This window comes from Streptomyces reniochalinae (assembly GCF_003323735.1).
GTDB lineage: Bacteria > Actinomycetota > Actinomycetes > Streptomycetales > Streptomycetaceae > Streptomyces > Streptomyces reniochalinae.
On the sequence record NZ_QOIM01000024.1, the window covers coordinates 254,131 to 274,796 of the forward strand.

The window sequence follows — 20,666 nt, forward strand, 5'->3', positions numbered from 1 at the left end:
CCGGGGAGGTCCGCACCCTGAGGGCGGCTCCCGCCCGGACGCCGGGGCGCGGGTGGGCAAGCGCCCTCGCGGACAGCGACGAAACCGGCCCGCACCCGGCGACGGCCGCCGCTTTGCGAGGGCCGGCGCATCGTTGCCGGGTGCGGGCCGGTTCCCCGCACGACGCTGCGCGCGGGGCGAGGGTCAGGCGCTGAGGTCGGTCTCGGCGTCCAGGGTGACGCCGACCGCCTGCACGACGGCGGCGATCTTGAACGCCTCCTGGATCGTCTCCCGGTCCACACCGGCCTTGCGCAGCACCTGCTCGTGCGAGTCGAGGCACTGCCCGCAGCCGTTGATCGCGGAGACGGCGAGCGACCACAGCTCGAAGTCGGTCTTCTCGACGCCGGGGTTGCCGATGACGTTCATCCGCAGCCCGGCGCGGAGCGTGCCGTACTCCGGGTCCGACAGCAGGTGCCGGGTGCGGTAGAAGACGTTGTTCATCGCCATGACGGCGGCGGCCGACTTCGCGGCGGTGTAGGCCTCCGCGCTCAGGTTCTCCTTGGCCTCCGGCTCCAGCGCGCGCAGCACGATGCCGGAGCGGGAGGCGATGGCGCAGGCCAGCACGGTGCCCCAGAGCTGCTGCCCCGGCAGGTCCGAGTTGCCTATGACGGAGCCGAGGTTGAGCTTGAGGTCCTTCGCGTAGTCCGGAAGGGCCTGCTTCAGGTCATCGAGAGCCATGGTCGGTCACTCACCTGCCAGCAGCTTGACCGGGTCGAGGGTCTCCTCGCCCTGGGTCCAGTTGCAGGGGCACAGCTCGTCGGTCTGGAGCGCGTCGAGGACCCGCAGGACCTCCTTGGGGTTACGGCCGACCGAGCCCGCGGTCACCATCGTGAACTGGATCTCGTTGTTCTGGTCGACGATGAAGACGGCGCGCTGCGCGAAGCCGTCCTCGCCCTCGATGCCGAGCGCGCGCATCAGCTCGTGCTTGGAGTCGGCCATCATCGGGAAGGGCAGGTCGGTCAGGTCCGGGTGGTCCTTGCGCCAGGCGTGGTGCACGAACTCCGAGTCACCGGAGAAGCCGAGGATCTGGGCGTCGCGGTCGGCGAACTCGTCGTTCAGCTTGCCGAAGGCGGAGATCTCCGTCGGGCAGACGAAAGTGAAGTCCTTGGGCCACGCGAAGACGATTTTCCACTTGCCCTCGTAGGTCTTGTGGTTGATCGTCTCGAACTCGCTGCCCTTCTCCAGAGAGACGCAGGCAGTCAGTTCGAACTCGGGGAACTTGTCACCGACGGTGAGCACGTACACACTCCTTGCACTTGCGGCCAGGATGCCCAGTTTCTGTGCATTCCTGGAGGTTGGTCGAAACCACCTAACCACATGCGGCATTGATCGCGGAAATAGCTACAGTTGGTGTGGTTGATTGGAGTGACTTATCAGTGACCGCACCGACCGCGCAGTCCGTGCCCGCGCAGCCCGTGCACCCGGCCCCGGATTCCCCGTCCGCCTCCCCGCCCGCTCGGCCGCAGCGCGCCGTCCGCCACCGGCAGCCCAGCGTCTCCCAGCTGCGGGCTTTCGTCGCCGTGGCCGAGCATCTGCACTTCAGGGAAGCCGCAGCGGCCATCGGCATGAGCCAGCCCGCGCTCTCGGGCGCCGTCGCCGCGCTGGAGGAGACGCTGGGGGTGCAACTGCTGGAGAGGACCACCCGAAAGGTGCTGCTCTCCCCCGCCGGTGAGCGGATGGCGGTCCGCGCACGCGCCGTGCTGCACGCCATGGGCCAGCTCATGGAGGAGGCGGAGGCGGCGCAGGCCCCGTTCACCGGCGTGCTGCGCCTGGGGGTGATCCCCACGGTCGCCCCGTATCTGCTGCCGACCGTGCTCGGGCTCGTCCACAAGCGCTACCCCGACCTGGATCTCCAGGTCCACGAGGAGCAGACCGACTCGCTGCTGGAGGGGCTCGGGCAGGGGCGGCTCGACCTGCTGCTGTGCGCGGTGCCGCTGGCGGCGCCGTGGGTGCGGGAGATACCCCTGTTCGACGAGGACTTCGTGCTCGTCACCCCGCAGGACCACCCGGCGGCCGGGCGGGGCGATCTGCCGCGCTCGATGCTGCGCGAACTGGACCTGCTGCTGCTCGACGAGGGGCACTGCCTGCGCGACCAGGCGCTCGACATCTGCCGCGAGGCGGGCCGCACCGAGTCGACCGGTGTGACCACCAGCGCGGCGGGGCTCTCCACCCTGGTGCAGCTGGTGGCCGGTGGCATGGGCGTCACCCTGCTGCCGCAGACCGCCGTCCGCGTGGAGACCGGGCGCAACGCCTCGCTACAGACGGCCCGCTTCGCCGACCCGGCACCCTCGCGGCGCATCGCGCTGGCGACCCGGGAGGGCGCGGCGCGGGAGGAGGAGTTCCACTCGTTCGGGGACGCCCTGCGGGCCGCGCTGGCGACGCTTCCCGTGCGCCCCGCGCTGCCGTGAAACCGACCACCCCGCACCGCCGGTACCCGCACGCCCCGCACCGCCGCGGCCCGCGTGCCGCACGCGATGCGCCGCCGTAGCCGCACGCCGCACGCCGCACGCCGCCGTGGCCGTACGCCCCGCACCGCCGTGATCCGGAGTGCTCAGTCCTCGCGGGGCGGCCGGCCCCTGCGGGGGTGGGGCCTGGTCCGACTGGGCAGCCGGCCGGCCTCCTTGAGGGCCTGGCGCAGGAGGTAGTCGATCTGCGCGTTGGTGGAGCGCAGTTCGTCGGCGGCCCAGCGGGCGAGCGCGTCGTGCATCGCGGGGTCGAGCCGCAGCAGCACCTGCTTGCGCTGCCGCGGCCTCCCCTTCGCGGGCTGCGGGCCCTCGGGCTCCGCCGCCGCCTCGGCCCCCTCCTCCGAGGCGGCGTTCCCGCCCGAGGTGGCGTTCCCGCCCGAGGCGGCGTTCTCGCCGTCGTCCGTCACTGGTAGAGCGACCCGGTGTTCATCACCGGCTGCGGGGAGCGGTCGCCGCAGAGCACGACCAGCAGGTTGCTGACCATGCTGGCCTTGCGCTCCTCGTCCAGTTCCACGAAGTCCTGGGCGGTGATCCTGGCCAGGGCGTCCTCGACCATGCCGCAGGCGCCTTCCACGATCTTCTGCCGGGCGGCGACGACGGCGCCCGCCTGCTGCCGCTGGAGCATGGCCGAGGCGATCTCGGGCGCGTAGGCGAGGTGGGTGAAGCGGGACTCGACGATGGTCACGCCGGCCGCGCTGACGCGTGCGGTCAGCTCGGCTGCCAGCTTCTCGGTGATCTCCTCGGCGTTGCCGCGCAGCGAGAGTCCGGCCTCGTCGTGGGCGTCGTACGGGTACTCGATGGCGATGTGCCGGACCGCCGCCTCGGTCTGCGTGGAGACGAACTCGACGTAGTCGTCCACCGAGAAGGTGGCCTGCGCGGTGTCCCGCACCTGCCAGACGACGACCGCGGCGAGCTCGATCGGGTTGCCGTAGGCGTCGTTGACCTTCAAGACCGCCGTCTCGTGGTTGCGCACCCGGGTGGAGATCTTGGTGCGGCTGGTGAGCGGGTTGACCCAGCGCAGGCCGTCCGCGCGGATGGTGCCGGTGTAGCGGCCGAACAGCTGGACGACGCGGGCCTCACCCGGCGCCACCATGTTCAGCCCCGCCATTCCGAACACGGAGCCGATCACCACCACGATGCCGACGACGAGCAGCGTGATGCCCGCGGCTCCCTGACCGTCGGAGGCCATTCCGCCGCCCAGGACGGTGGCGCCGACGCCGATCAGGAAGCCGATCAGCCCCAGGAGCAGGGCGAGCCCGCCCGGGATGCTGTGGGCGCTCGTCTCCCGCACTTCGGGTGCGGGCATCTCGGGTGCGTCAGTCGGCTGGTCGGTGGTCATCGCTCTCCCCGTCTCTCCGGTCTCCGGCGCGCGTCCGGTCGAGACGGTGCGCCCTATCAATGTGCTATCACTTTAGCGGCTGGGTCCGTTCTCCGCCAGTACGAGACCGGTCCCAGGCCAGGACGGAGCCGCGACGGAGCCATGACGAGCGGAGGCGAGGACCGCCCCCCGGCGGCACCGGCGGCCCGCTGAGCAACCCCTTCGACCCCCACTGCGTCCGCTGACGGGGACGGCCGATACTGGACGGTCGGGCACTGTGCAGCGTGGCGCCCGCACCCGACGGGAAGAGGGCGCACGCACCGGGCGGGAAAAGACGGGAAAGACGGGAAAGAGGACGATGGGGCAGGTCGCGGACAGACAGCTCGCGCCGCCCCGTCGCATACCCCCGCCGCGCCGTCCCCTGCCCCCGCGCGCCAGGCGGCGCCTGCGCAGGATCCGCGTGCTGGCCAGGGCACTGCTCCGGCGCCCCTACTGGGACCCGCCCGCGCCCTCCTACGTCGTACGGCGCTGGCCAGGGCTGACGGCGATCTGCTGCGCCACCCTCTTCTTCTGGCTCTCGCTGACACCCTCGCTCGTGCCCCGGCCGTGGCTGCTGCAAGGGGTGATCGGCGGGATAACGGCCGCCATCGGATACGCCATCGGCGCGCTCGCGGAGTGGCTGGTTCGGCTGACCGTGCGCCCCGCGTGGCGCCGCCTGCGCGCTCGCGCACGCCGACGCGGGGCCCTGCGGCCCCATCCGCGCCTCAGAGCCCGCGCCTGGCTGACGTACTACGCGCTCAGCACCGCGGCGACCATCGCCGCGCTGTCCTGGAGCGCCGACGCGCAGCGGGAGCTGCGCAGACTCCAGGAGATGCCGGAGACCCTCACCTGGCACTCCCTGATGATCGCCGCGGTGGCCCTGGCGATCTGCGGCGCGCTGGTGGCGCTGGGCCGCGCCGTGCGGCTCGGGACGCGCGTACTGATCCGGCTGCTGGGACGGTTCGTACCGCGCCCGGTGGCCATCGGTGTGAGCCTGCTGGTCAGCGCGATGGTCGTGGTCTTCGGCACCCGGGACGTCGTCTTCGACCGCGGCGTCATCGACGTCGCCGCGTATCTGGCGCAGAACACCGACAAGAGCACCAAGGACGGCATCACCCGGCCCCGCACGCCGCTGGTCTCGGGAAGCGCCGCATCCTACGTCGACTGGGACGAGTTGGGCTACGAGGGCCGCAACTTCACGGGCTCCTCCCTGACCTCGCGGCAGATCACCTCCGTGACCGGCAGGTGGGCGGTCCAGCCGATCCGCGTCTACGTCGGCCAGGAGTCGGCGTCCACCTTCACCGCACGCGCCCGGCTGGCGGTACGCGAGCTGGAGCGCACCGGCGCGTTCGACCGGAGCGTGCTCGCCATCGCCGGCACGACGGGGCGCGGCTGGGTCAACTCGACGGACGCCGAACCGCTGGAGTACATCCACGGCGGCGACACCGCCATCGTGGCCGTGCAGTACTCGTACCTGCCCAGCTGGGCGTCCTTCCTCGTGGACAAGGAGGAGGCGGGGCGCGCCACCCGGGCCCTGGTCGACGCGGTCCGCGCCCGCCTGCGCGAACAGCCCGCCGACCGGCGCCCCGAACTCGTCGTCTTCGGCGAGTCGCTGGGCGCCTACGGCATCGAGGCCGCGTTCGACGGCCCCGACGACATGCTCTCCAAGGTCGACGGCGCGGTGCTGGCGGGATCGCCCAACTTCTCCCCGCTCCGCAGGGAGCTGACCGCGCACCGGGACCCGGACAGCCCCATCTGGCGGCCCGAGTACGAGGACGGGCGCCACTTCCGCTTCGCACAGTGGCCCGAGGAGGACCTCGCGCGCCCCGGACCCGCCTCTACCTGGCAGCGGCCGCGCGTCGTCTACCTGCAAAACGCCTCGGACGCGATCGTGTGGTGGTCCCCGGGACTGGCCCTCGACCCGCCCCGCTGGCTGCGCGAACCCCTCGGCCCCGACATCACCGACGAGGTCAACTGGTTCCCGCTGGTCACCTTCTGGCAGACGACGGTGGACATGGCCGTCTCGTACGGTGTCGGCGCACCGCACGGCCACCGGTACGGCAACGGATCGGTGGAGGCGTGGGCCGCCGTCGCGCCCTCCGAGGGATGGACGGACACGGACACGGAGCGGCTGCGCCGGTTCATGGACCGGCGGGAAGCTCCCTACTGACGGTGGCGGGAGCGGTTCCCCGCCGGCCGTGCCGCTACTTGCCGCCGTCTCCCGGCAGCTGTCCCTGACCGGGGCCCGGAGCAGGGGCAGGGCCCTCGTCGCCCTGGGCACCGGTCGCGGCAGGCCGCACCGTGGCCTCCCTCAGCTGGCGGAGCGTCTGCTCCTGCGCGTACCCCTTCAGATAGCCGACGACCGTGTTGCTGACGGCGACCAGGGGTACCGCCACGACCGCGCCGGGGATACCCGCGATGAGGCTGCCCCCCGTCACGCCGAGGACGACGGCGAGCGGGTGGACACGCACCAGCCGGCCCAGGATGAACGGCTGGAGGATGTGGCTCTCGATCTGCTGGACTGCCAGCACCACGGCCAGCGCCAGCGCGGCGGAGACCGGACCGTTGGTGACGAGTGCGACGACGACGGCCAGCGCGCCGGAGATCACCGCACCGACGATCGGGATGAAGGCGAACAGGAAGATGAAGACGGCGAGCGGGACGGCCATCGGCACGTTGAGGAAGTAGAGCCCGATGCCGATGAAGATGGCGTCGATCAACGCGACGATCACCGTGCCGCGCACGTACCCGGTGAGCGTCGCCCAGGCCCGCGGCCCCGCGCCGGCGACACCCTCGCGGGCGGCCGAGGGCACGAACTTGAGGGTCCACTCCCAGATGCGGCGGCCGTCGTAGAGCAGGAAGAGCGTCACGAACATCGTCAGCAGCGCGCCCGAGAGGAACTCGACGATGACGGTGACGCCCTCGATGCCCGCCGAGGTCAGCTCCTTGCTGTTGTCACCCACCCAGTCGCTGAGGTTCTGGGCGATGTCGTTGATCTGGTCCTCGGAGACGTGGAACGGGCCGTTGAGCGCCCAGTCGCGCAGCTCCTGGATACCGGCCTGCACCTTGTCGGTGAGGGTGTCCAGGTTCTCCATCACCTGCCACACCACGAACCAGCCGACCAGGCCCATGATGACGAACCCGCCGATGAAGGTGATGGCCGTGGCCAGGCCGCGCCCGAGCCCGATCCGCCGCAGCCGGGCGACCGTGGGCTGCAACAGCGCGGTGATGAGCAGACCGGCCGAGAACGCGATGATCACCAGGCTGATGGTGCTGACGACCTTCATCAGCACCCAGATGACACCGGCGAGCACCAGCAGGCGCCACCCCGCCTCGGCGGCGACCCGCACGCCCCACGGCACGGCGGCGGCCGGTTCCGGTTTGGCGGCTATGGCGGGCGCGTACTTGGGAGGCGGCGGCACGTAGCCACTGCCCGCCTCGGCACCCCCCGCCTCCGCCTCGGCCTGGGCACGTCCGGCCTCGACGTGGTTCAGCCGGTGGTCGATCCCGTCGTCGCCGCCGGGGTCGGAGTCGGCGCCGGCCCCCACTTCGGCGCGCCGCTCAGCGGCCTTCGCGGCCCATCGGCCCACGGCCGCCCTGAGCCTGTCCGTTCTGCTCGTCATTCCGCTTCCTCCGCCCCCGCTCGCCTGTGGCCTCGCCGTGTGAGGGACGACGTTACCCGGGCGGATGGTTGCTTTCCGCACCGGACGCCGGTCGGCCGGGGCCGGTCCGTAGCCCGCACGCGGCGACGGCGGTCGCGGACCGCGCACACGGATGCCCCCCGCGGCGATCCTTGCGGGTCGCCGCGGGGGGCATCAGGTCCGGACGCGCGGTCCGGCGAAGCCGTGCGAGGCCGGTCGGCTCAGTACCAGTTGTTGGCCTGCCAGAAGTCCCACGCACCGCAGGGGCTTCCGTACCGGTCGTTCATGTAGTTGAGGCCCCACTTGATCTGGGTGGCCGGGTTGGTCCGCCAGTCGGCACCCGCCGAGGCCATCTTCGAGCCCGGCAGCGCCTGGACGAGGCCGTAGGCACCGGAGGAGGCGTTGGTCGCCTGGTAGTTCCAGCCCGACTCGCGCGAGACGATCTCGGAGAAGCACTGGTACTGGCCGCCGCCGACGATCTGCTTGGCCATCGACTGGACCTCGGCCGTGGAGTAGGAGGACTTCTGCGCGAAGTCACCCGCGTCGGCGCGGTCCGAGGAACGGCTCGAAGCGGACTGGATCTTGTCCCGCTCCTTGGCCTTCTCGGCGGCCTTCTTCGCGGCGGCCTCCTTCTCGGCCTTCTCCCTCTTGGCCGCAGCGTCCTTCGCGGCCTGCTTGCGGGCGGCTTCCTCGGCCGACTTCTTCGCCTTCGCGTCCGAGGCCGCCGACGCGGCGTCGACCTGCTGCGTGAGGGAAGCGGTCTGCGCCTGGGCCTGCGACCCGGCCGGTATGTCCTCTAGGAGCGTCGCCTGCGCTGCGGTGGCCTCGGCGTCGGACGCCTGACCCTGGTCGGCGCCTGCGGCGACCCCGACGACGGCGCCGACAGTGGTGACCGCGGTGGCGGACGCCACGGCGAATCCCCGGACCGAAATCCGAGCAGTCACACGGTTTCCTTCCAACATGCCCGCTCGGGTGACCTCGCGGACGCAATCGTGCCCCTGGCACTGGCCTCCCTTGTATGGGCGGGGAGACACGGGCCCGGTGGGCCTCCCCTCGGGGAGAGCCCGCGTGGTTCTTCGGGCGGCATACGGCGCGACTGCTGTTCAGTTCTGTACTGCTGTGCGGTGTCGCACCGTTGGTGGTGCGGATGTGCCGTATGCGGGGCCTGACAGGACCCACACCTTGCCGGAACCGGACGCGTGGAAGCAATTCGGCGTTGAGTGGGAAAGCTCACACGGCGTTTGGGGCAAAGAGATCTCGGAAATCAGCGCGCCATCAGGCCCCGTGCCGCTAGGGTGTTTCGCCCTTGCGGCACGGGGCCCGTTCCGGCGGGCGCCGCAGCGCCCGGCGCTGACGTCCCGTCAGCGGCGAAGCGCCAGGCCGACCGGTACGAGGGGTGTCCGGTCGGCCGTACTGACGGGTGGCGGACGGCGGATGACGGTCTGATCGCCCTGGCGGATGTCCGGTTGACCGTCCCGGGGAAGTCCGGGTGATCGGACGATCCGGTGGACGGATCAGACGCGGCCCTCCTCCAGCATCTCGGTCACCAGCGCGGCGATCGGCGAACGCTCCGAGCGCGTCAGAGTCACGTGGGAGAAGAGGGGATGCCCCTTCAGCCGCTCGACGACGGCCACGACGCCGTCGTACCGCCCCACCCGCAGATTGTCCCGCTGCGCCACGTCGTGGGTGAGCACCACCCGCGAGTCGGTACCGATCCGGGACAACACCGTCAGCAGTACGTTCCGCTCCAGCGACTGCGCCTCGTCGACGATGACGAACGCGTCGTGCAGCGACCTGCCGCGGATGTGCGTGAGCGGCAGCACCTCCAACATGCCGCGCGCCACCACCTCCTCGATGACCTCGCGGCTGGTGACCGCCGACAGCGTGTCGAAGACGGCCTGCGCCCACGGGCTCATCTTCTCCGCCTCGGTGCCCGGCAGATAGCCCAGTTCCTGGCCCCCCACCGCGTACAGCGGCCGGAAGACCATCACCTTGCTGTGCTGCCTGCGCTCCAGCACCGCCTCCAGGCCGGCGCACAGGGCCAGCGCGCTCTTGCCCGTGCCCGCGCGGCCGCCCATCGAGATGATGCCCACCTCGGGGTCGAGCAGCAGATCCAGTGCCACCCGCTGCTCGGCGCTGCGGCCCTTGAGGCCGAACGCCTCCCGGTCCCCGCGCACCAGCCGGATGCGGCCGTCCGCTGTCACCCTGCCGAGCGCCTTGCCCTTCTCCGACTGGAGTACCAGCCCGGTGTGGACGGGAAGCTCCGGCGCGTCGTAGGGCAGAGCCACGCTCTCCTGCGCGAACAGCTCGTCGACGTCCTCACCCGGAAGGGTGAGTTCGGCCATGCCCGTCCAGCCGGAGTCGGTGATGGCCAACTCGGCGCGGTACTCCTCCGCCAGCAGCCCGACGGAGGACGCCTTGATACGCAAGGGCAGGTCCTTCGAGACGACCGTCACGTCGTACCCCTCCGCCTGGAGGTTCCGCGCGACCGCGAGGATGCGCGAATCGTTGTCGCCGAGCCGGCCCTGCCTGTTCAAGAAGGCCGCCGGCAGCACCGACGGATCGGAGTGGTTCAGCTCGACCCGGAGCGTTCCGCCCAGGTCGCTGAGGGGGATCGGCGCGTCGAGCCGGCCGTACCTGACCCGGTACTCGTCGAGCCGGCGGAGGGCCTGCCGGGCGAAGTAGCCCAGCTCTGGGTGGTTGCGCTTGGCCTCCAACTCGGTGACGACTACCACGGGGAGCACCACTTCGTGCTCGTCGAACCGGTCCATGGCGGCCGGGTCCGCCAGCAGCACGCTGGTGTCGATGACGTACGTGCGCCGGTCGGACTCGCTGCGCTTCTTGCTGATCACCACGGTGGGACGTACCCCCTCGGATGAGGTCGGGGAGCGACGGCGTCGCGGGGGAAGAGACCGGAGAGCGCCCGCACCACGCGGGCCGGCCTCCGGCCCGCCGCGTCCTGCACCCGCGCCGACCGCTCGGCCTGGAGCCTCACGCGGCCCGGGGGCTTCCGTGGTGTCCAATCGGGCCTCCCGGCGACCGTGGCCCCTGCGAGGGCACGGTCGTGAGGGATATTCCCTCCCGAGTGGTCAAGCATGCAATGACACGGGGCACGCCTGGGGCGGGAGAGGGTGCAGCGCCGTGCGAATCCCCGGCGGGGGAGCTTCAGAAAGGGGGAGGGACCGCCTGCGGGGAAGAGCTCCGGTAGGGGGAACACCGTTGGGCCGGGTGGACGCGGGCGGTGCGGGCCGGCGCGCGGGCGGAACGGGGTGGGCCGGTGGGACGAGGCGCGGTCTCAGCCGCGGCGCACGGGCCGCCTCAGCCGCCGTACCGGCGGTGCCGGGCGGCGTAGTCGCGGAGGGCCCGGAGGAAGTCGACCTTGCGGAAGCCGGGCCACAGGACCTCGGCGAAGTAGTACTCCGAATGGGCGCTCTGCCAGAGCATGAAACCGGAGAGCCGGGTTTCGCCGCTGGTGCGGATGATGAGGTCCGGGTCGGGCTGGCCCCGGGTGTAGAGGTGCTCGGAGATGTCCTCCACGGTGAGGTCGTCGGCGCACTCGTCGAGGCTTATTCCGCGCGCGGCGCGGTCGGCCAGGAGGGAGCGGACGGCGTCGGTGATCTCCTGCCGCCCGCCGTATCCGACGGCCACGTTGACCAGTATCCCGTCGACCTCGCCCGCCTGCTCCTCGGCTTCCTTGAGCACCCGCTGGGTCCTCGCGGGCAGCAGGTCGAGCTGGCCCACGTGGTGCACGCGCCAGCGCCCGTCGGCGGCCAGGTCACGCACGGTGTCCTCGATGATGCCCACGAGCGGGAGCAGTTCGTCCTCGGGACGGTTGAGGTTGTCGGTGGACAGCAGCCACAGGGTGACGACCTCGACGTCAGTCTCGTCGCACCACCCGAGCAGTTCCTGGATCTTGCTGGCTCCGGCCTTGTGGCCCTGCTCCGTCGTTCCCCCGGAGGCGCGCGCCCACCTACGGTTGCCGTCCAGGATGACGCCGATGTGCTTGGGCACCTGTGCGTGGTCGAGACGGTCCTCCACCCGGCGCGCATAGAGCTTGTACACCAGGTCGCGCAACTTCATGGGAACGGCCAGCCTCTCCGTGCCGAATGGGGATTCCAGCACCTTACTGCCGTTCGCCCTTACGTACGAACCGAGCCGGTCAGGTGGCGGTGATAAGAAATGGCATATGACGCACCACACGCACCTGACCACATCCCCCTTTTCCGCACCCACTCCCACCGCCGTGCCTTCCGACACCCTGTACCGGGCCGACCCCGCCAGGTACGACGCGATGGAGTACCGCCGTACCGGCCGTTCGGGGCTGAAACTGCCGGCGATCTCGCTCGGCCTGTGGCACAACTTCGGCGACGACCGTCCGCTGGCGACCCAGCGGGCGATCCTGCGCCGTGCGTTCGACCTGGGTGTCACCCATTTCGACCTGGCGAACAACTACGGCCCGCCGGCCGGCTCCGCCGAGCTGAACTTCGGCCGCGTCTTCGCCCAGGACTTCCGCCCGTACCGTGACGAGCTGGTCATTTCCACCAAGGCGGGCTACCTCATGCACCCGGGCCCCTACGGCGAGTGGGGCTCGCGCAAGTACCTGCTCTCCTCCCTGGACGCCTCGCTGGGCCGCATGGGGCTCGACCACGTCGACATCTTCTACTCGCACCGCTACGACCCCGACACCCCGCTCGAGGAGACGATGGGGGCGCTCGCCTCCGCCGTCCAGCAGGGCAAGGCCCTGTACGCGGGCGTCTCCTCCTACAGCGCCGCCCGCACCCGCGAGGCGGCACGGCTGCTGCGCGAGATGGGCGTCCCCGCGCTGATCCACCAGCCGTCCTACTCGATGATCAACCGCTGGACGGAGGAGGACGGGCTGCTCGACACCCTGGAGGCCGAGGGGATGGGCTGCATCTCCTTCGCACCGCTCGCCCAGGGCATGCTCACCGACAAGTACCTCGACGGCATCCCCGAGGGCTCCCGCGCCTCCCAGGGCAAGTCCCTGGACCCGGGGCTGCTGACCCAGGAGGTCGTGCGGCGGCTGCGCGGCCTCAACGCCGTCGCCGAGCGGCGCGGCCAGTCGCTGGCGCAGCTGGCGCTCCGCTGGGTCCTGCGCGATCCGCGGATGACCTCCGCGCTGATCGGAGCCAGCTCCGTGACCCAGCTGGAGGCCAACGTGGCAGCGCTGCGGGGAGCCCCCCTCAGCGACGAGGAGCTGCGCGAGATCGACGACCTGGCGGTCTCCGAGCCGGGCACCAACATCTGGGCGGCCAGCAGCAACTCCTGATCCGGCACGGCCGTCCGGGCGCGTGCGGCGGTCCGGGCGGGGGTGACAGAAAGCGGGCCGGTCCGTGGGGGGATACGGACCGGCCCGAGGGGGGGTTCCCACCTTAGCCCCTCGGACGCGATGTTCCGCACACCAACGACCGTGTCGCACAGGCCAGTAGGCCGTTTCCGTGTCGCCCTGGTTTCGCCCTGTCCCCCCTCGTGCCGTCCGGCCCGGCGTCAGGCCGCGAGTCCCCCCAGTGCGACGCCCGCCGCCGCGCCGAGCACCATGAAGGGCCCGAAGGCCAGGGCGCTGCCGCGGCGGGCGCGGCCCGTCACCATCAGCGCGACACCGTATCCGGCGGCCGACAGGAAGCCGAGGAACGCGCCCGCGAAGAGCACCGCCCAGCCGTACCACCCAAGGGCGACCCCCACCGACAGCGCCAGCTTGACGTCGCCGAAGGCCACCGCGCGCGGGCTGATGACGAACAGCACGAAGAACGCGCCGGCCAGCACCAGGCCGCCCAGCAGCGCCCGCCGCCAGCTGCCGCCCGCACCCGGCAGCAGGGCCGCGAGCCCGAGCAGCGCGGCGGTGCCGGCCGCCAAGGGCAGGGTGAGCAGGTCGGGGAGGCGCATCACCGCCAGGTCGACGGCCGCGAGCAGCAGGGCGAAGGGCGCGCACAGGAGCCACACCGCGAGCTCGGGCCGCACGCCGACGGCCGCCGCCAGCCCGGCGCACACCACGGCGCCGACCAGCGCGAGGGCCTCGCGCCCACCCCGGTAGGGCCTCTGCGGTTCTTCCGCCCTTGCGCAGGCGCCGCAGACGGCGGGGCCGAGCACCGCGCGCACGCCGCCCCCCAGCGGGTGTCCTCGCGGGCAGCTGTCGCGCCAGGGCGCTCCGGGCTCGACGGAGAGACGGTAGGCCGCGCGTGGCAGCACGGCACCGGCCGCGGCACCGTAGACGGCGGCGGCCACGATCGCTATCCACTCCAGCGGCACACGGCGAGCTTACGACGACGGTGGCGCCTTCTTCGCCGGGTCTGCCCCTCCCCGCCGCCGGGCCCGTGGGGAAGGCCGCCGAACCGCCCGCCGATCCGCCGTAGGGAGGTTCCCGGGAGCGATTCATCTCACACCCGGTCGGAGCATCTCGGAGCGGGACAGCGCCGACACCTGCGACGCAGCGCCAATCGGCCGCCCCGGGCGCCTCGTTAACCAACTGCCGTTGTCAGTGGGGGGCCGTACTGTAGTCCGCATGACATCGACTTCCACCGGGCCCGGAGAGCCCGGAAGGTTCCGGGAGACCGACGCGGGCCAGGTGCCCGCCTCGGAGCTCACCGTCACGGCGGCCAACGACGCGATCCGGAGCTTCGTCGCCGGCCGCACCCTCTGGTCGAAGGAAGCTCTCGCCGAACTGGACAGGCTGCGCGGCCAGTGGCAGCGCGCCGTCCATGCCGAGATGGTCGAGGCGGCGTGAGGGCCGCCGCCTCGGCCATCTCTTCTCTCCGGCTCCGCGCCGCGTAGCGCGTGATTCCGCACCCCGTTCCCAACGGGGTCTCGCCACCCACCCGTTGATCCGCAAGCATGGGCGCATGAGCGGTGCACAGCGGCGGGCCGGCAGCGGCACGGGGCAGCAGCCCGACGACGGCGGAACGGACCCCGGCGGCGGGCGCGAGCAGCGGCCGCCCGCGCCGCGGGGCGCGTCGGCCGAGGTGCGGGAGGGCGCCCGCCGTGGGCGGCGCCGTCTCCTGCTCGCCACGGCGCTGTTCGCGACGCTGGTCCTGCCCAAGGTCGTCAGCCCGCCCGGTTCCGCCGACGGCGCCGCGGCCCGCCCCTCCCCCAGCGCCAGCAGCGTCCCCGCGTACCCCACGCCGCGCCCCGACGACAGCACGACGGCCGCCCCGTCACCGTCCCGGCTCGGCCCCACGCCCGGCAGCAGCGCACTGCCGACCCCGCCCGGCTCCACGCCCGGCGCCACAGGACCCGCGGCGGGTCCCGGCGGCGACTCCGACTCCCTGGCCGCTGACTTCCGTTCGGTGCGGGCCGGGCAGTGCCTGACCGTGCACGGCAACGGGTCGGGCTGGAGCCGTCCGGCCCCCACCGAGGCCACGCGTGTGCCGTGCGGCGACGACCGGGCGTTCACCCGGGTGACCGCCGTCCACGCGGCGGGGCGCGGCGGCGACACCGAGACGTCCTGCCCCACCGGCAACGGGCGCGCCTCCTGGACGCACGGCGGCACCACGCTGTGCGTCACCCGTCAGTTCCGCACCGACCAGTGCCTGCTGGCCGAGTCGGACGGCGGCCGGCTGCGGGCCGCGCTGATGTCGGCGCCGGCCTGCTCCACCCGGCCACCCTCCGGCGGGGACGGCGGGGACGGCGGGGACGGCGGGGACGGCGGAAAGGGTGGGCCGGGCCGCTACGACCGGCTGCTGGCCATCACCGGCGTCTACGACCGGCCCACCCCGTGCCGGAAAGGCGACAGCGGTACGCACTCGCGCTACTGGTCCTGGAAGGTCGACGGCGGCAGCCGGACGCTGTGCGCCGCCGACGCCACGGAGTGACCCGTCGGGCCCCCGTACGGGCCCGCGTCGGGTTCCGGCCGCCCGCCTTCGCCGCCCCTCGCCCGGCGCCACCAGCCCGGGGCCGCCACCGCCAGCGCAACCGCACCGGTGACCAGCGCGAACGGGAGAGCGGGGCCGGCCAGCGCCAGGTACGGGAGCCCTGCCACGGCCGCCACCACGCAGTAGAAGGCGCCCACCAGGGACAGCAGGCCCTGGACGAGGGGCGGCCCTTGCGGATTCCAGCGGACGACGAGCGCCGCACAGACGGCCGCCCACAGCGCGGCACGCGGCTCACCGAAGGCGACGGCGTCCCGCACCTCTTCCGCCGCCCTGAACCACCACTGGCCGTCCAGGATGTCGACGAGGTGGCGGAAGTCCGCGGCGTAACCCGGCAGTTCGGCGCCTGGCGGTACCTTCTCGCCGAGGCCCGCCACGTCCTGGCGTACGAACTCCGTGACCATCAACAGGGCCGCGCCGAGCGTGTGGGCGGCGCCCGCCGTCCAGCCGACGGACCAGGCGCGCAGCCGCGCACGTGCGCTCTTCCCTCCGCCGCCCCCGGCGCGCCCTTCCGCGCCACCGCCGCTGCGCGCCCCCACGCCACCGGTCACCGGGCCGGCGCCCGCGACCGGGTCGACGCGAGCCACCGGATCGGACTCCGCCACCGGGCCGGCGCCCGTCGCCGCACTGCCGCCTTCCACGCCGCACCGTCCCCTCGTCGCTGCCGGTGCCGTTCATCGTCGGGCCGCGCGGACCGGGCCGCAAGGGCGTACCCGCGAGCGCTCCTTGGGCCCGCCGCTCCTTCCTCCGGCCCGTCAGTCCTTCTTCGGGAAGGAGACCTCCACGCGGCGGTTCTTCTTCCGCCCGTCCTCCGTGCGGTTGTCGGCGACGGGATAGTCCTCGCTGTAGCCGCGCACGTGGAAGCTGACGTCGGGCCCCAGCCGGGCCGCCAACTCCGTCTGTACGGCGGTGGCCCGCTTCTTGGACAGCTTCTTGCCGTGCTCGTAGGAGCCGAGGTCGTCGGTGAAGCCGAAGACGTTCACCTCGGCGCTGCCCTGTTTCTCGATCTCCTCGGCGATCGCCTTGATCCGGTCCTGCGCCCCGCTGTTCGGCTTCGCACTGTCCTTGGGGAACAGCACTTCGGCCTGGAGGGTGAACTTCGTCTTTACCGTGCTGTCCTCGCGGCGTTCCTCACCGCCCAGGTCCTCGGTCACGAACTTGATGTCCAGCACCCTGGGCTCCGCCAGCTTCGCGCCGTCGGCCAGCCGCAGCCCCTCCGCCTTCGGGTCCACCTCCACCGGCGCCTCGGCCTCCCCGATGTTGTCCGGCGGCTCGCTGAACCCCGGATCCCCCGGCCCCTTCTCCCCGGGGAGGGACGGCGCCTGCCCGGTGGGAATGGTCGTCGGGTCGTCGGTGGGGTACCGCGTGGCGATGTCCGGGACGGAGGGCGTCGGGTGCGGGGTGGGATCGTCGGCCCCCGCCCGTGGGGCGTGCAGACCCAGCACGAGTGCCGCCGTGACGGACGAACACGCCAGCGCCCCGGTCAGCCGCGGCCCGCGCGCACCCATCCTCACCCCTCCCCACCGAGGGTCACGCCTGCGGGAGGCATGTCGGCGATCTGGAACTCGACCTTGTCGTTGCCCTCGGGAGGCGCGGGGAACTGGGCGTACCAGGTCTTCGACTTCCCGGCCTGGACCGGCTGCCCGAAGGACGAGCACAGGCACCGGCCCTCGGTGTCCCTGAGCACGAGATAGCGCTTCTTGCCCTTCTTGTCGACGAGCTTCGCGCCGGCGACGGAGAGCTTGTTGCGCAGGGCGAGTTCGGATTCCTTGCCCTCCCACCCGGGTGCGACCCAGACCTTCCCGCCTCCGTTGGTGACCTTGCCTGCCACCGTCACGAAACCGCCCGACTCGCGGCGGGCCGACTCGATGGTGAGCGTGATGTCGTCCCCGCCCCTCACCTCGGCGAGCGGCTCGCCGCCCCCTGTCCCGCCCGGCCGGTCACCGCCGCCCCCGTCCTCGTCCGTCCGGGAGGCCCGCGGCTCCTTGGTGTCGTCGCCGCCGTCGCCTCCCCCGCCGCAGCCCGCCGCCGGCAGCACAAGACCGGCCGACAGGGCCACCGCGGTGAGGCCCCGGCGAAGCCCCGTGATGCGTCGAAGATTCATCAAGTGCCCGGCTCTCATTCCTCGTCCGCTCGTCATTCGACCAGCACCACCGAGAAGAGGTCCGACGGTTCCACGTCGAGATCCTCGTCGTCGGGGTCGATCGTGAGGTTCTCGTCGTCGCAGGTGAGCTCGATCTCCTCGCCACCGGTCCCGTTCTCGGCCGTGCAGCGGGGCCTGACGACCGCGGTGGCGGTGGCGTGCGCCTTCTTGTGGTCCGCGCCGGGAACGATGGTGTCGCCCGTGTCGAAGCGCGTCTCCACCCCGACGGTGTAGCCGCTGTCCCCCTCACGCGTCGTGGGGTCGCAGGCGACCAGTTCCGAGCGGTTGCGGTCGGCGAAGCGTGCGGCTTGGCCGCAGCCGTCGCCGGGCAGCGGGGCCAGGGCTTCCAGCCAGTCCTGCCACTCCCCCTCTTCGGGCAGCGCGTCCACGAACCCGTCGAAGAGGAGGTCCCGGTCGTCCCGTGCGGCTCCCAACGCGGCGGCGTCGGCGGCTGTCTGGCCGCCGCCTCGGACCGTGGCGGCCTGGGCGACGGCGAAGAAGGCGAAGGCGAGGAAGAGCAGCCCCGCGATCACGGCGCCGTACAGGATGACCGTCTGGCCGCAGTCCGCCGCCCCGGGTGCTGTCAGCCTCCGAGTACGGCGCTCACGGCGTTGGCGATCGCTCCGGAGATCATCGAGTCCAGCCCCAGCGCCCGGATGGCGAGGATGATGCCGGCGACCAGGATGACGATGCCGGCGTACTCGATCGAGTTGGCGCCCCGGTCCGCTGCGGGCCCGCGGAGGCGGGCGATGCGGGTCCGGATACGCCTGCGGATGGCGTTCGACATCGGGATCTCCTCCGTTGGTGGTCGACTCGCTGTCCCCGCAGGGACACGCCCCCGCGTCCGGCCGGCTCGCCCACCGCGTGTGGCGGCCCCGGTGGGGGCCGCAGCGGCTCGGTGACGTCACGTCGCGCGCCCCTCCCTCACCCCCGCGCGGTGTAGCTAACAGTCGCTGCCCGAATGCAGACTGTGCCACATCTGGTTGCGGTGGCGAAGAGGTGGTGAGAAACCCGTTGGCCTCCGCATCGGCGCGGGGGCGGTGACGTGCGGGAAGGCCAAGAAGCGCGGCGGCGGCTGCCGCGCGGCTCCGGCCGTGGGAGGGGCCGTGGGCGGCCCGCCCGCAGGGCCGCGGGCGGCAACGCCTCCGAAGAGCGGGGAAGGTGATGGTTCAGCCCCCCAGCACGGAGCCGAAGTCCGTGTCCGAGCCGAGGATGAAGGTCGCCACGATGAGGATGAGGGTGCCGGGGAGCAGGAAGGCGATGGTGGACATCGTCGCCTTGGGAACGGTTTTCGCCGCCTTGCGGCGCGCGTTCTGGGCGTCGGTGCGGCGCATGTCGGTGGCGATCTGAATGAGCGTCTCGGCGATGGGGGCGCCCAGTTCCTCGCCTTGCTGGAGGGCGGTGACGAACTGGTCGACCTGGTCGCTGGCGTTGCGTCGGCGCAGCTCGTCGAAGGCCTGACGGCGGCTGACGCCCATGTCCATCTGGCGCAGGGTGATGCGCAGTTCGTCCGCCCAGGGCCCGGCGTAGCGGTCGGCGACGCGTTCCAGTGCCTGCCGGAAGCCGAGCCCCGCGGAGACGACGACGGCGAGGACGTCGAGGAAGTCGGGCAGGGTCCGCTCGATGACGCGCCGGCGGTCCTTGATGGCCTGGCGGATGACCAGGTCGGCCGCGAACCAGCCGAACGCCAGCACGAGCACGGTGAACAAGAGGCTGCCGGCCGCCAGGCCGACCAGCGCCATGAGAAGCCCGAAGAGGCCCCAGACGGCGCGGCGCGCCGCGTACCGCTCCAGGGTGAGTCCGCCGGGGTTGCCCGCCTGGTCGATTCTCCGGCGCTTCCTGGCGACCTGCCCAGGACCCATCAGCCGCAGCACCAGCGGTGCCAGCCGCATGCCGAGGCGGTCGACGGCGGCCTCGCCCTTGGTGGTGCGGGTGGCGCCGACCTCCAGCGCGACGGCCAGGTCGGCGGGCAGCTTCGTCTCGGCGCGGTACATCCGCCAGCCGGCGAAGGCGCCGTAGACCGCGAGGGCTGCGAGGGCGGCGAGTCCGAGTGCGATCACGGCCTCACACCTCGATCCGGCCGAGCCGGCGGATCACCCAGAACCCGGCCGCGAACAGGCCGACGGCGATGACCATGGCGATCTGCCCCACGGGGCTGCCGGTGACGCGGGCGAGCGCGCCGGGCATCATCGAGTTCATCATCAGCATCGCGCCGAGTCCCAGCAGTGGAATGGTGAAGGCGGTCGCGTTGACCTCGGCGAGCATGGTGCGGACCTCGCGCCTGGTCTCCTTGCGCTCTTCGAGTGTGGTGGTCAGGTTGCGCAGGGAGGCGACGATGGTGCCGCCCGCGCGGTTGGAGAGCACGAGCGTGGTGACGAGGACGACGAGTTCCCTGGAGGGCAGCCGCTCGGCCAACTCGCCCAGCGCGTCGTCGATGGAGCGGCCAACCGCGAGTTGGTCGGTCACCAGCCGCAGTTCGTCGCCCGCCGGTGCCTCCAGTTCGTCGGCGGCCATGCCGAGGGCGGTGCGCAGCGCGAGCCCCGCCGAGGTGGCGTTGGCGAGGATGCGCGCGAGTTCGGGCAGCTGGCTGATGAACTGTTCGGTGCGGCGCTGCCGCTGGTGGCCGAGGAAGGCGTTGCCGGCCAGTACGCCGACCAGTCCCGCCAGCGGCCCGAAGAACGGCGCCAGCGCCCAGGAGGCCAGTACCCACAGGACGGCGACGAGTGCGGCCATGGCGACGACGTACTCGCCGGGCGTCACCTCGAGCCCGGTGGCGGTCAGCTTGGCCTGGAGGCGGCGTCCAGGGCCGGTGGCGCGCACGCGGCGGTCGACCCCGGCGAAGCGGCGCCGTCTGCCGCCGGGCCCGGGGGGCAGGGTCCCGGCGGTGTGCTCGCTGTCGGCCAGCCGTGCGAGCAGTGCCCGCCTGCGTGCCCGTCCGGAGAGGTAGGTGAGCACGCCCGCGACGGCCAGCGCGCAGGCGACCAGCGCGGCCGAGAGCGCGAACTGCGCCGCGGCGTCCAGCGCCAGGACCGCCGCCGAGCCCTGAGGTGACGGCGCGGGGGACGGGGCCGGCGGCGCGGGGGACGGGAGCCCGGACGGTGCCGCGTGCGCGTACGGAGGGATCACACGGCCTCCCGGGTG

The 20,666-nt window shown here is 72.4% G+C and carries 21 protein-coding genes; 5 read left to right on the plus strand and 16 right to left on the minus strand.

Annotation, left to right across the window (positions count from 1 at the left end):
- Positions 1 to 183 precede the first annotated feature (183 nt).
- On the minus strand, positions 184 to 717 hold the full coding sequence (locus tag DQ392_RS06550; protein ID WP_114014514.1) for an alkyl hydroperoxide reductase: 534 nt from the start codon (positions 715 to 717) through the stop codon (positions 184 to 186).
- A 6-nt stretch (positions 718 to 723) separates the two neighbouring features.
- Positions 724 to 1,278 carry a peroxiredoxin gene (locus DQ392_RS06555; RefSeq protein ID WP_114014563.1) on the minus strand — a complete coding sequence of 185 codons (555 nt, stop codon included), beginning with the start codon at positions 1,276 to 1,278 and terminating at the stop codon, positions 724 to 726.
- Between the two features lie 176 nt (positions 1,279 to 1,454).
- On the opposite strand from DQ392_RS06555, the gene DQ392_RS06560 reads away from it, so the two are divergent.
- On the plus strand, positions 1,455 to 2,447 hold the full coding sequence (locus DQ392_RS06560; protein WP_425470491.1) for a LysR substrate-binding domain-containing protein: 993 nt from the start codon (positions 1,455 to 1,457) through the stop codon (positions 2,445 to 2,447).
- Positions 2,448 to 2,590: 143 nt separating this feature from the next.
- Here DQ392_RS06560 and DQ392_RS36140 read toward each other — a convergent pair whose 3' ends face one another.
- Positions 2,591 to 2,911, minus strand: coding sequence for a type II toxin-antitoxin system antitoxin (locus tag DQ392_RS36140; protein WP_114014515.1), 321 nt, complete (start codon positions 2,909 to 2,911; stop codon positions 2,591 to 2,593).
- Positions 2,908 to 3,843, minus strand: a complete 936-nt coding sequence (locus DQ392_RS06570; RefSeq protein ID WP_114014516.1) for an SPFH domain-containing protein — start codon at positions 3,841 to 3,843, stop codon at positions 2,908 to 2,910. Before DQ392_RS06570 ends, DQ392_RS36140 begins: the two co-directional genes overlap by 4 nt.
- A 337-nt stretch (positions 3,844 to 4,180) precedes the next feature.
- Here DQ392_RS06570 and DQ392_RS06575 point away from each other — a divergent pair, with 337 nt between their 5' ends.
- Positions 4,181 to 6,031 (plus strand): alpha/beta hydrolase, encoded by a 1,851-nt coding sequence (locus DQ392_RS06575; protein WP_114014517.1) that lies wholly within the window; start codon positions 4,181 to 4,183, stop codon positions 6,029 to 6,031.
- A gap of 34 nt (positions 6,032 to 6,065) precedes the next feature.
- Here DQ392_RS06575 and DQ392_RS06580 read toward each other — a convergent pair whose 3' ends face one another.
- From DQ392_RS06580 to DQ392_RS06595, 4 genes are all read right to left on the minus strand, one after another.
- On the minus strand, positions 6,066 to 7,484 hold the full coding sequence (locus DQ392_RS06580) for an AI-2E family transporter (RefSeq protein ID WP_181856303.1): 1,419 nt from the start codon (positions 7,482 to 7,484) through the stop codon (positions 6,066 to 6,068).
- A gap of 239 nt (positions 7,485 to 7,723) precedes the next feature.
- Positions 7,724 to 8,464 carry an aggregation-promoting factor C-terminal-like domain-containing protein gene (locus DQ392_RS06585; protein ID WP_181856304.1) on the minus strand — a complete coding sequence of 247 codons (741 nt, stop codon included), beginning with the start codon at positions 8,462 to 8,464 and terminating at the stop codon, positions 7,724 to 7,726.
- Between the two features lie 552 nt (positions 8,465 to 9,016).
- A complete protein-coding gene (gene phoH2, locus DQ392_RS06590) occupies positions 9,017 to 10,357 on the minus strand; it encodes an RNA 5'-3' helicase PhoH2 (protein WP_114014519.1) in 1,341 nt (446 codons plus the stop codon).
- A 463-nt stretch (positions 10,358 to 10,820) separates the two neighbouring features.
- Positions 10,821 to 11,582 (minus strand): isoprenyl transferase, encoded by a 762-nt coding sequence (locus DQ392_RS06595; RefSeq protein WP_114014520.1) that lies wholly within the window; start codon positions 11,580 to 11,582, stop codon positions 10,821 to 10,823.
- Between the two features lie 106 nt (positions 11,583 to 11,688).
- Here DQ392_RS06595 and mgrA point away from each other — a divergent pair, with 106 nt between their 5' ends.
- Positions 11,689 to 12,789: an L-glyceraldehyde 3-phosphate reductase gene (gene mgrA / locus DQ392_RS06600; RefSeq protein ID WP_114014521.1), complete on the plus strand. Its 1,101-nt coding sequence runs from the start codon at positions 11,689 to 11,691 to the stop codon at positions 12,787 to 12,789.
- 218 nt (positions 12,790 to 13,007) lie between these two features.
- On the opposite strand, the gene DQ392_RS06605 is transcribed toward mgrA, so the two are convergent.
- Positions 13,008 to 13,760 (minus strand): prepilin peptidase, encoded by a 753-nt coding sequence (locus DQ392_RS06605; RefSeq protein ID WP_425470492.1) that lies wholly within the window; start codon positions 13,758 to 13,760, stop codon positions 13,008 to 13,010.
- Positions 13,761 to 14,019: 259 nt separating this feature from the next.
- Here DQ392_RS06605 and DQ392_RS06610 point away from each other — a divergent pair, with 259 nt between their 5' ends.
- Together DQ392_RS06610 and DQ392_RS06615 are read left to right on the plus strand one after the other, a co-directional pair.
- Positions 14,020 to 14,241, plus strand: coding sequence for a hypothetical protein (locus tag DQ392_RS06610; protein WP_114014523.1), 222 nt, complete (start codon positions 14,020 to 14,022; stop codon positions 14,239 to 14,241).
- A 115-nt stretch (positions 14,242 to 14,356) separates the two neighbouring features.
- A complete protein-coding gene (locus tag DQ392_RS06615) occupies positions 14,357 to 15,325 on the plus strand; it encodes a hypothetical protein (protein WP_114014524.1) in 969 nt (322 codons plus the stop codon).
- On the opposite strand, the gene DQ392_RS06620 is transcribed toward DQ392_RS06615, so the two are convergent.
- The 7 genes from DQ392_RS06620 to DQ392_RS06650 form a co-directional block, all read right to left on the minus strand.
- Entirely contained in the window at positions 15,262 to 16,023 is a 762-nt protein-coding gene (locus DQ392_RS06620; protein ID WP_114014525.1) for a hypothetical protein, read from the minus strand. The two genes, DQ392_RS06615 and DQ392_RS06620, sit on opposite strands and share 64 nt — an antisense overlap.
- Positions 16,024 to 16,137: 114 nt before the next feature.
- A complete protein-coding gene (locus DQ392_RS06625) occupies positions 16,138 to 16,890 on the minus strand; it encodes an OmpA family protein (protein WP_245981218.1) in 753 nt (250 codons plus the stop codon).
- A gap of 2 nt (positions 16,891 to 16,892) precedes the next feature.
- Positions 16,893 to 17,486, minus strand: a complete 594-nt coding sequence (locus tag DQ392_RS06630) for a hypothetical protein (protein ID WP_114014526.1) — start codon at positions 17,484 to 17,486, stop codon at positions 16,893 to 16,895.
- 32 nt (positions 17,487 to 17,518) lie between these two features.
- The gene (locus tag DQ392_RS06635; RefSeq protein WP_114014527.1) at positions 17,519 to 18,058 is read right to left on the minus strand and encodes a hypothetical protein; all 540 of its coding nucleotides are present in this window, start codon (positions 18,056 to 18,058) and stop codon (positions 17,519 to 17,521) included.
- Between the two features lie 50 nt (positions 18,059 to 18,108).
- A complete protein-coding gene (locus DQ392_RS06640; RefSeq protein WP_114014528.1) occupies positions 18,109 to 18,312 on the minus strand; it encodes a hypothetical protein in 204 nt (67 codons plus the stop codon).
- A gap of 382 nt (positions 18,313 to 18,694) precedes the next feature.
- Positions 18,695 to 19,585 (minus strand): DUF5936 domain-containing protein, encoded by an 891-nt coding sequence (locus DQ392_RS06645; RefSeq protein WP_114014529.1) that lies wholly within the window; start codon positions 19,583 to 19,585, stop codon positions 18,695 to 18,697.
- 4 nt (positions 19,586 to 19,589) lie between these two features.
- Positions 19,590 to 20,546: a type II secretion system F family protein gene (locus tag DQ392_RS06650; RefSeq protein ID WP_114014567.1), complete on the minus strand. Its 957-nt coding sequence runs from the start codon at positions 20,544 to 20,546 to the stop codon at positions 19,590 to 19,592.
- Between the last annotated feature and the right edge of the window lie 120 nt (positions 20,547 to 20,666).

Bases quoted from the DNA above. Each gene is read 5' to 3' on its own strand.
- DQ392_RS06550 (WP_114014514.1), bottom strand. From the start codon at position 717: ATGGCTCTCGATGACCTGAAGCAGGCCCTTCCGGACTACGCGAAGGAC.
- DQ392_RS06570 (WP_114014516.1), bottom strand. From the start codon at position 3,843: ATGACCACCGACCAGCCGACTGACGCACCCGAGATGCCCGCACCCGAA.
- DQ392_RS06575 (WP_114014517.1), top strand. From the start codon at position 4,181: ATGGGGCAGGTCGCGGACAGACAGCTCGCGCCGCCCCGTCGCATACCC.
- DQ392_RS06580 (WP_181856303.1), bottom strand. From the start codon at position 7,484: ATGACGAGCAGAACGGACAGGCTCAGGGCGGCCGTGGGCCGATGGGCC.
- DQ392_RS06585 (WP_181856304.1), bottom strand. From the start codon at position 8,464: ATGTTGGAAGGAAACCGTGTGACTGCTCGGATTTCGGTCCGGGGATTC.
- DQ392_RS06595 (WP_114014520.1), bottom strand. From the start codon at position 11,582: ATGAAGTTGCGCGACCTGGTGTACAAGCTCTATGCGCGCCGGGTGGAG.
- mgrA (WP_114014521.1), top strand. From the start codon at position 11,689: ATGACGCACCACACGCACCTGACCACATCCCCCTTTTCCGCACCCACT.
- DQ392_RS06610 (WP_114014523.1), top strand. From the start codon at position 14,020: ATGACATCGACTTCCACCGGGCCCGGAGAGCCCGGAAGGTTCCGGGAG.
- DQ392_RS06615 (WP_114014524.1), top strand. From the start codon at position 14,357: ATGAGCGGTGCACAGCGGCGGGCCGGCAGCGGCACGGGGCAGCAGCCC.
- DQ392_RS06625 (WP_245981218.1), bottom strand. From the start codon at position 16,890: ATGGGTGCGCGCGGGCCGCGGCTGACCGGGGCGCTGGCGTGTTCGTCC.
- DQ392_RS06630 (WP_114014526.1), bottom strand. From the start codon at position 17,486: ATGAATCTTCGACGCATCACGGGGCTTCGCCGGGGCCTCACCGCGGTG.
- DQ392_RS06640 (WP_114014528.1), bottom strand. From the start codon at position 18,312: ATGTCGAACGCCATCCGCAGGCGTATCCGGACCCGCATCGCCCGCCTC.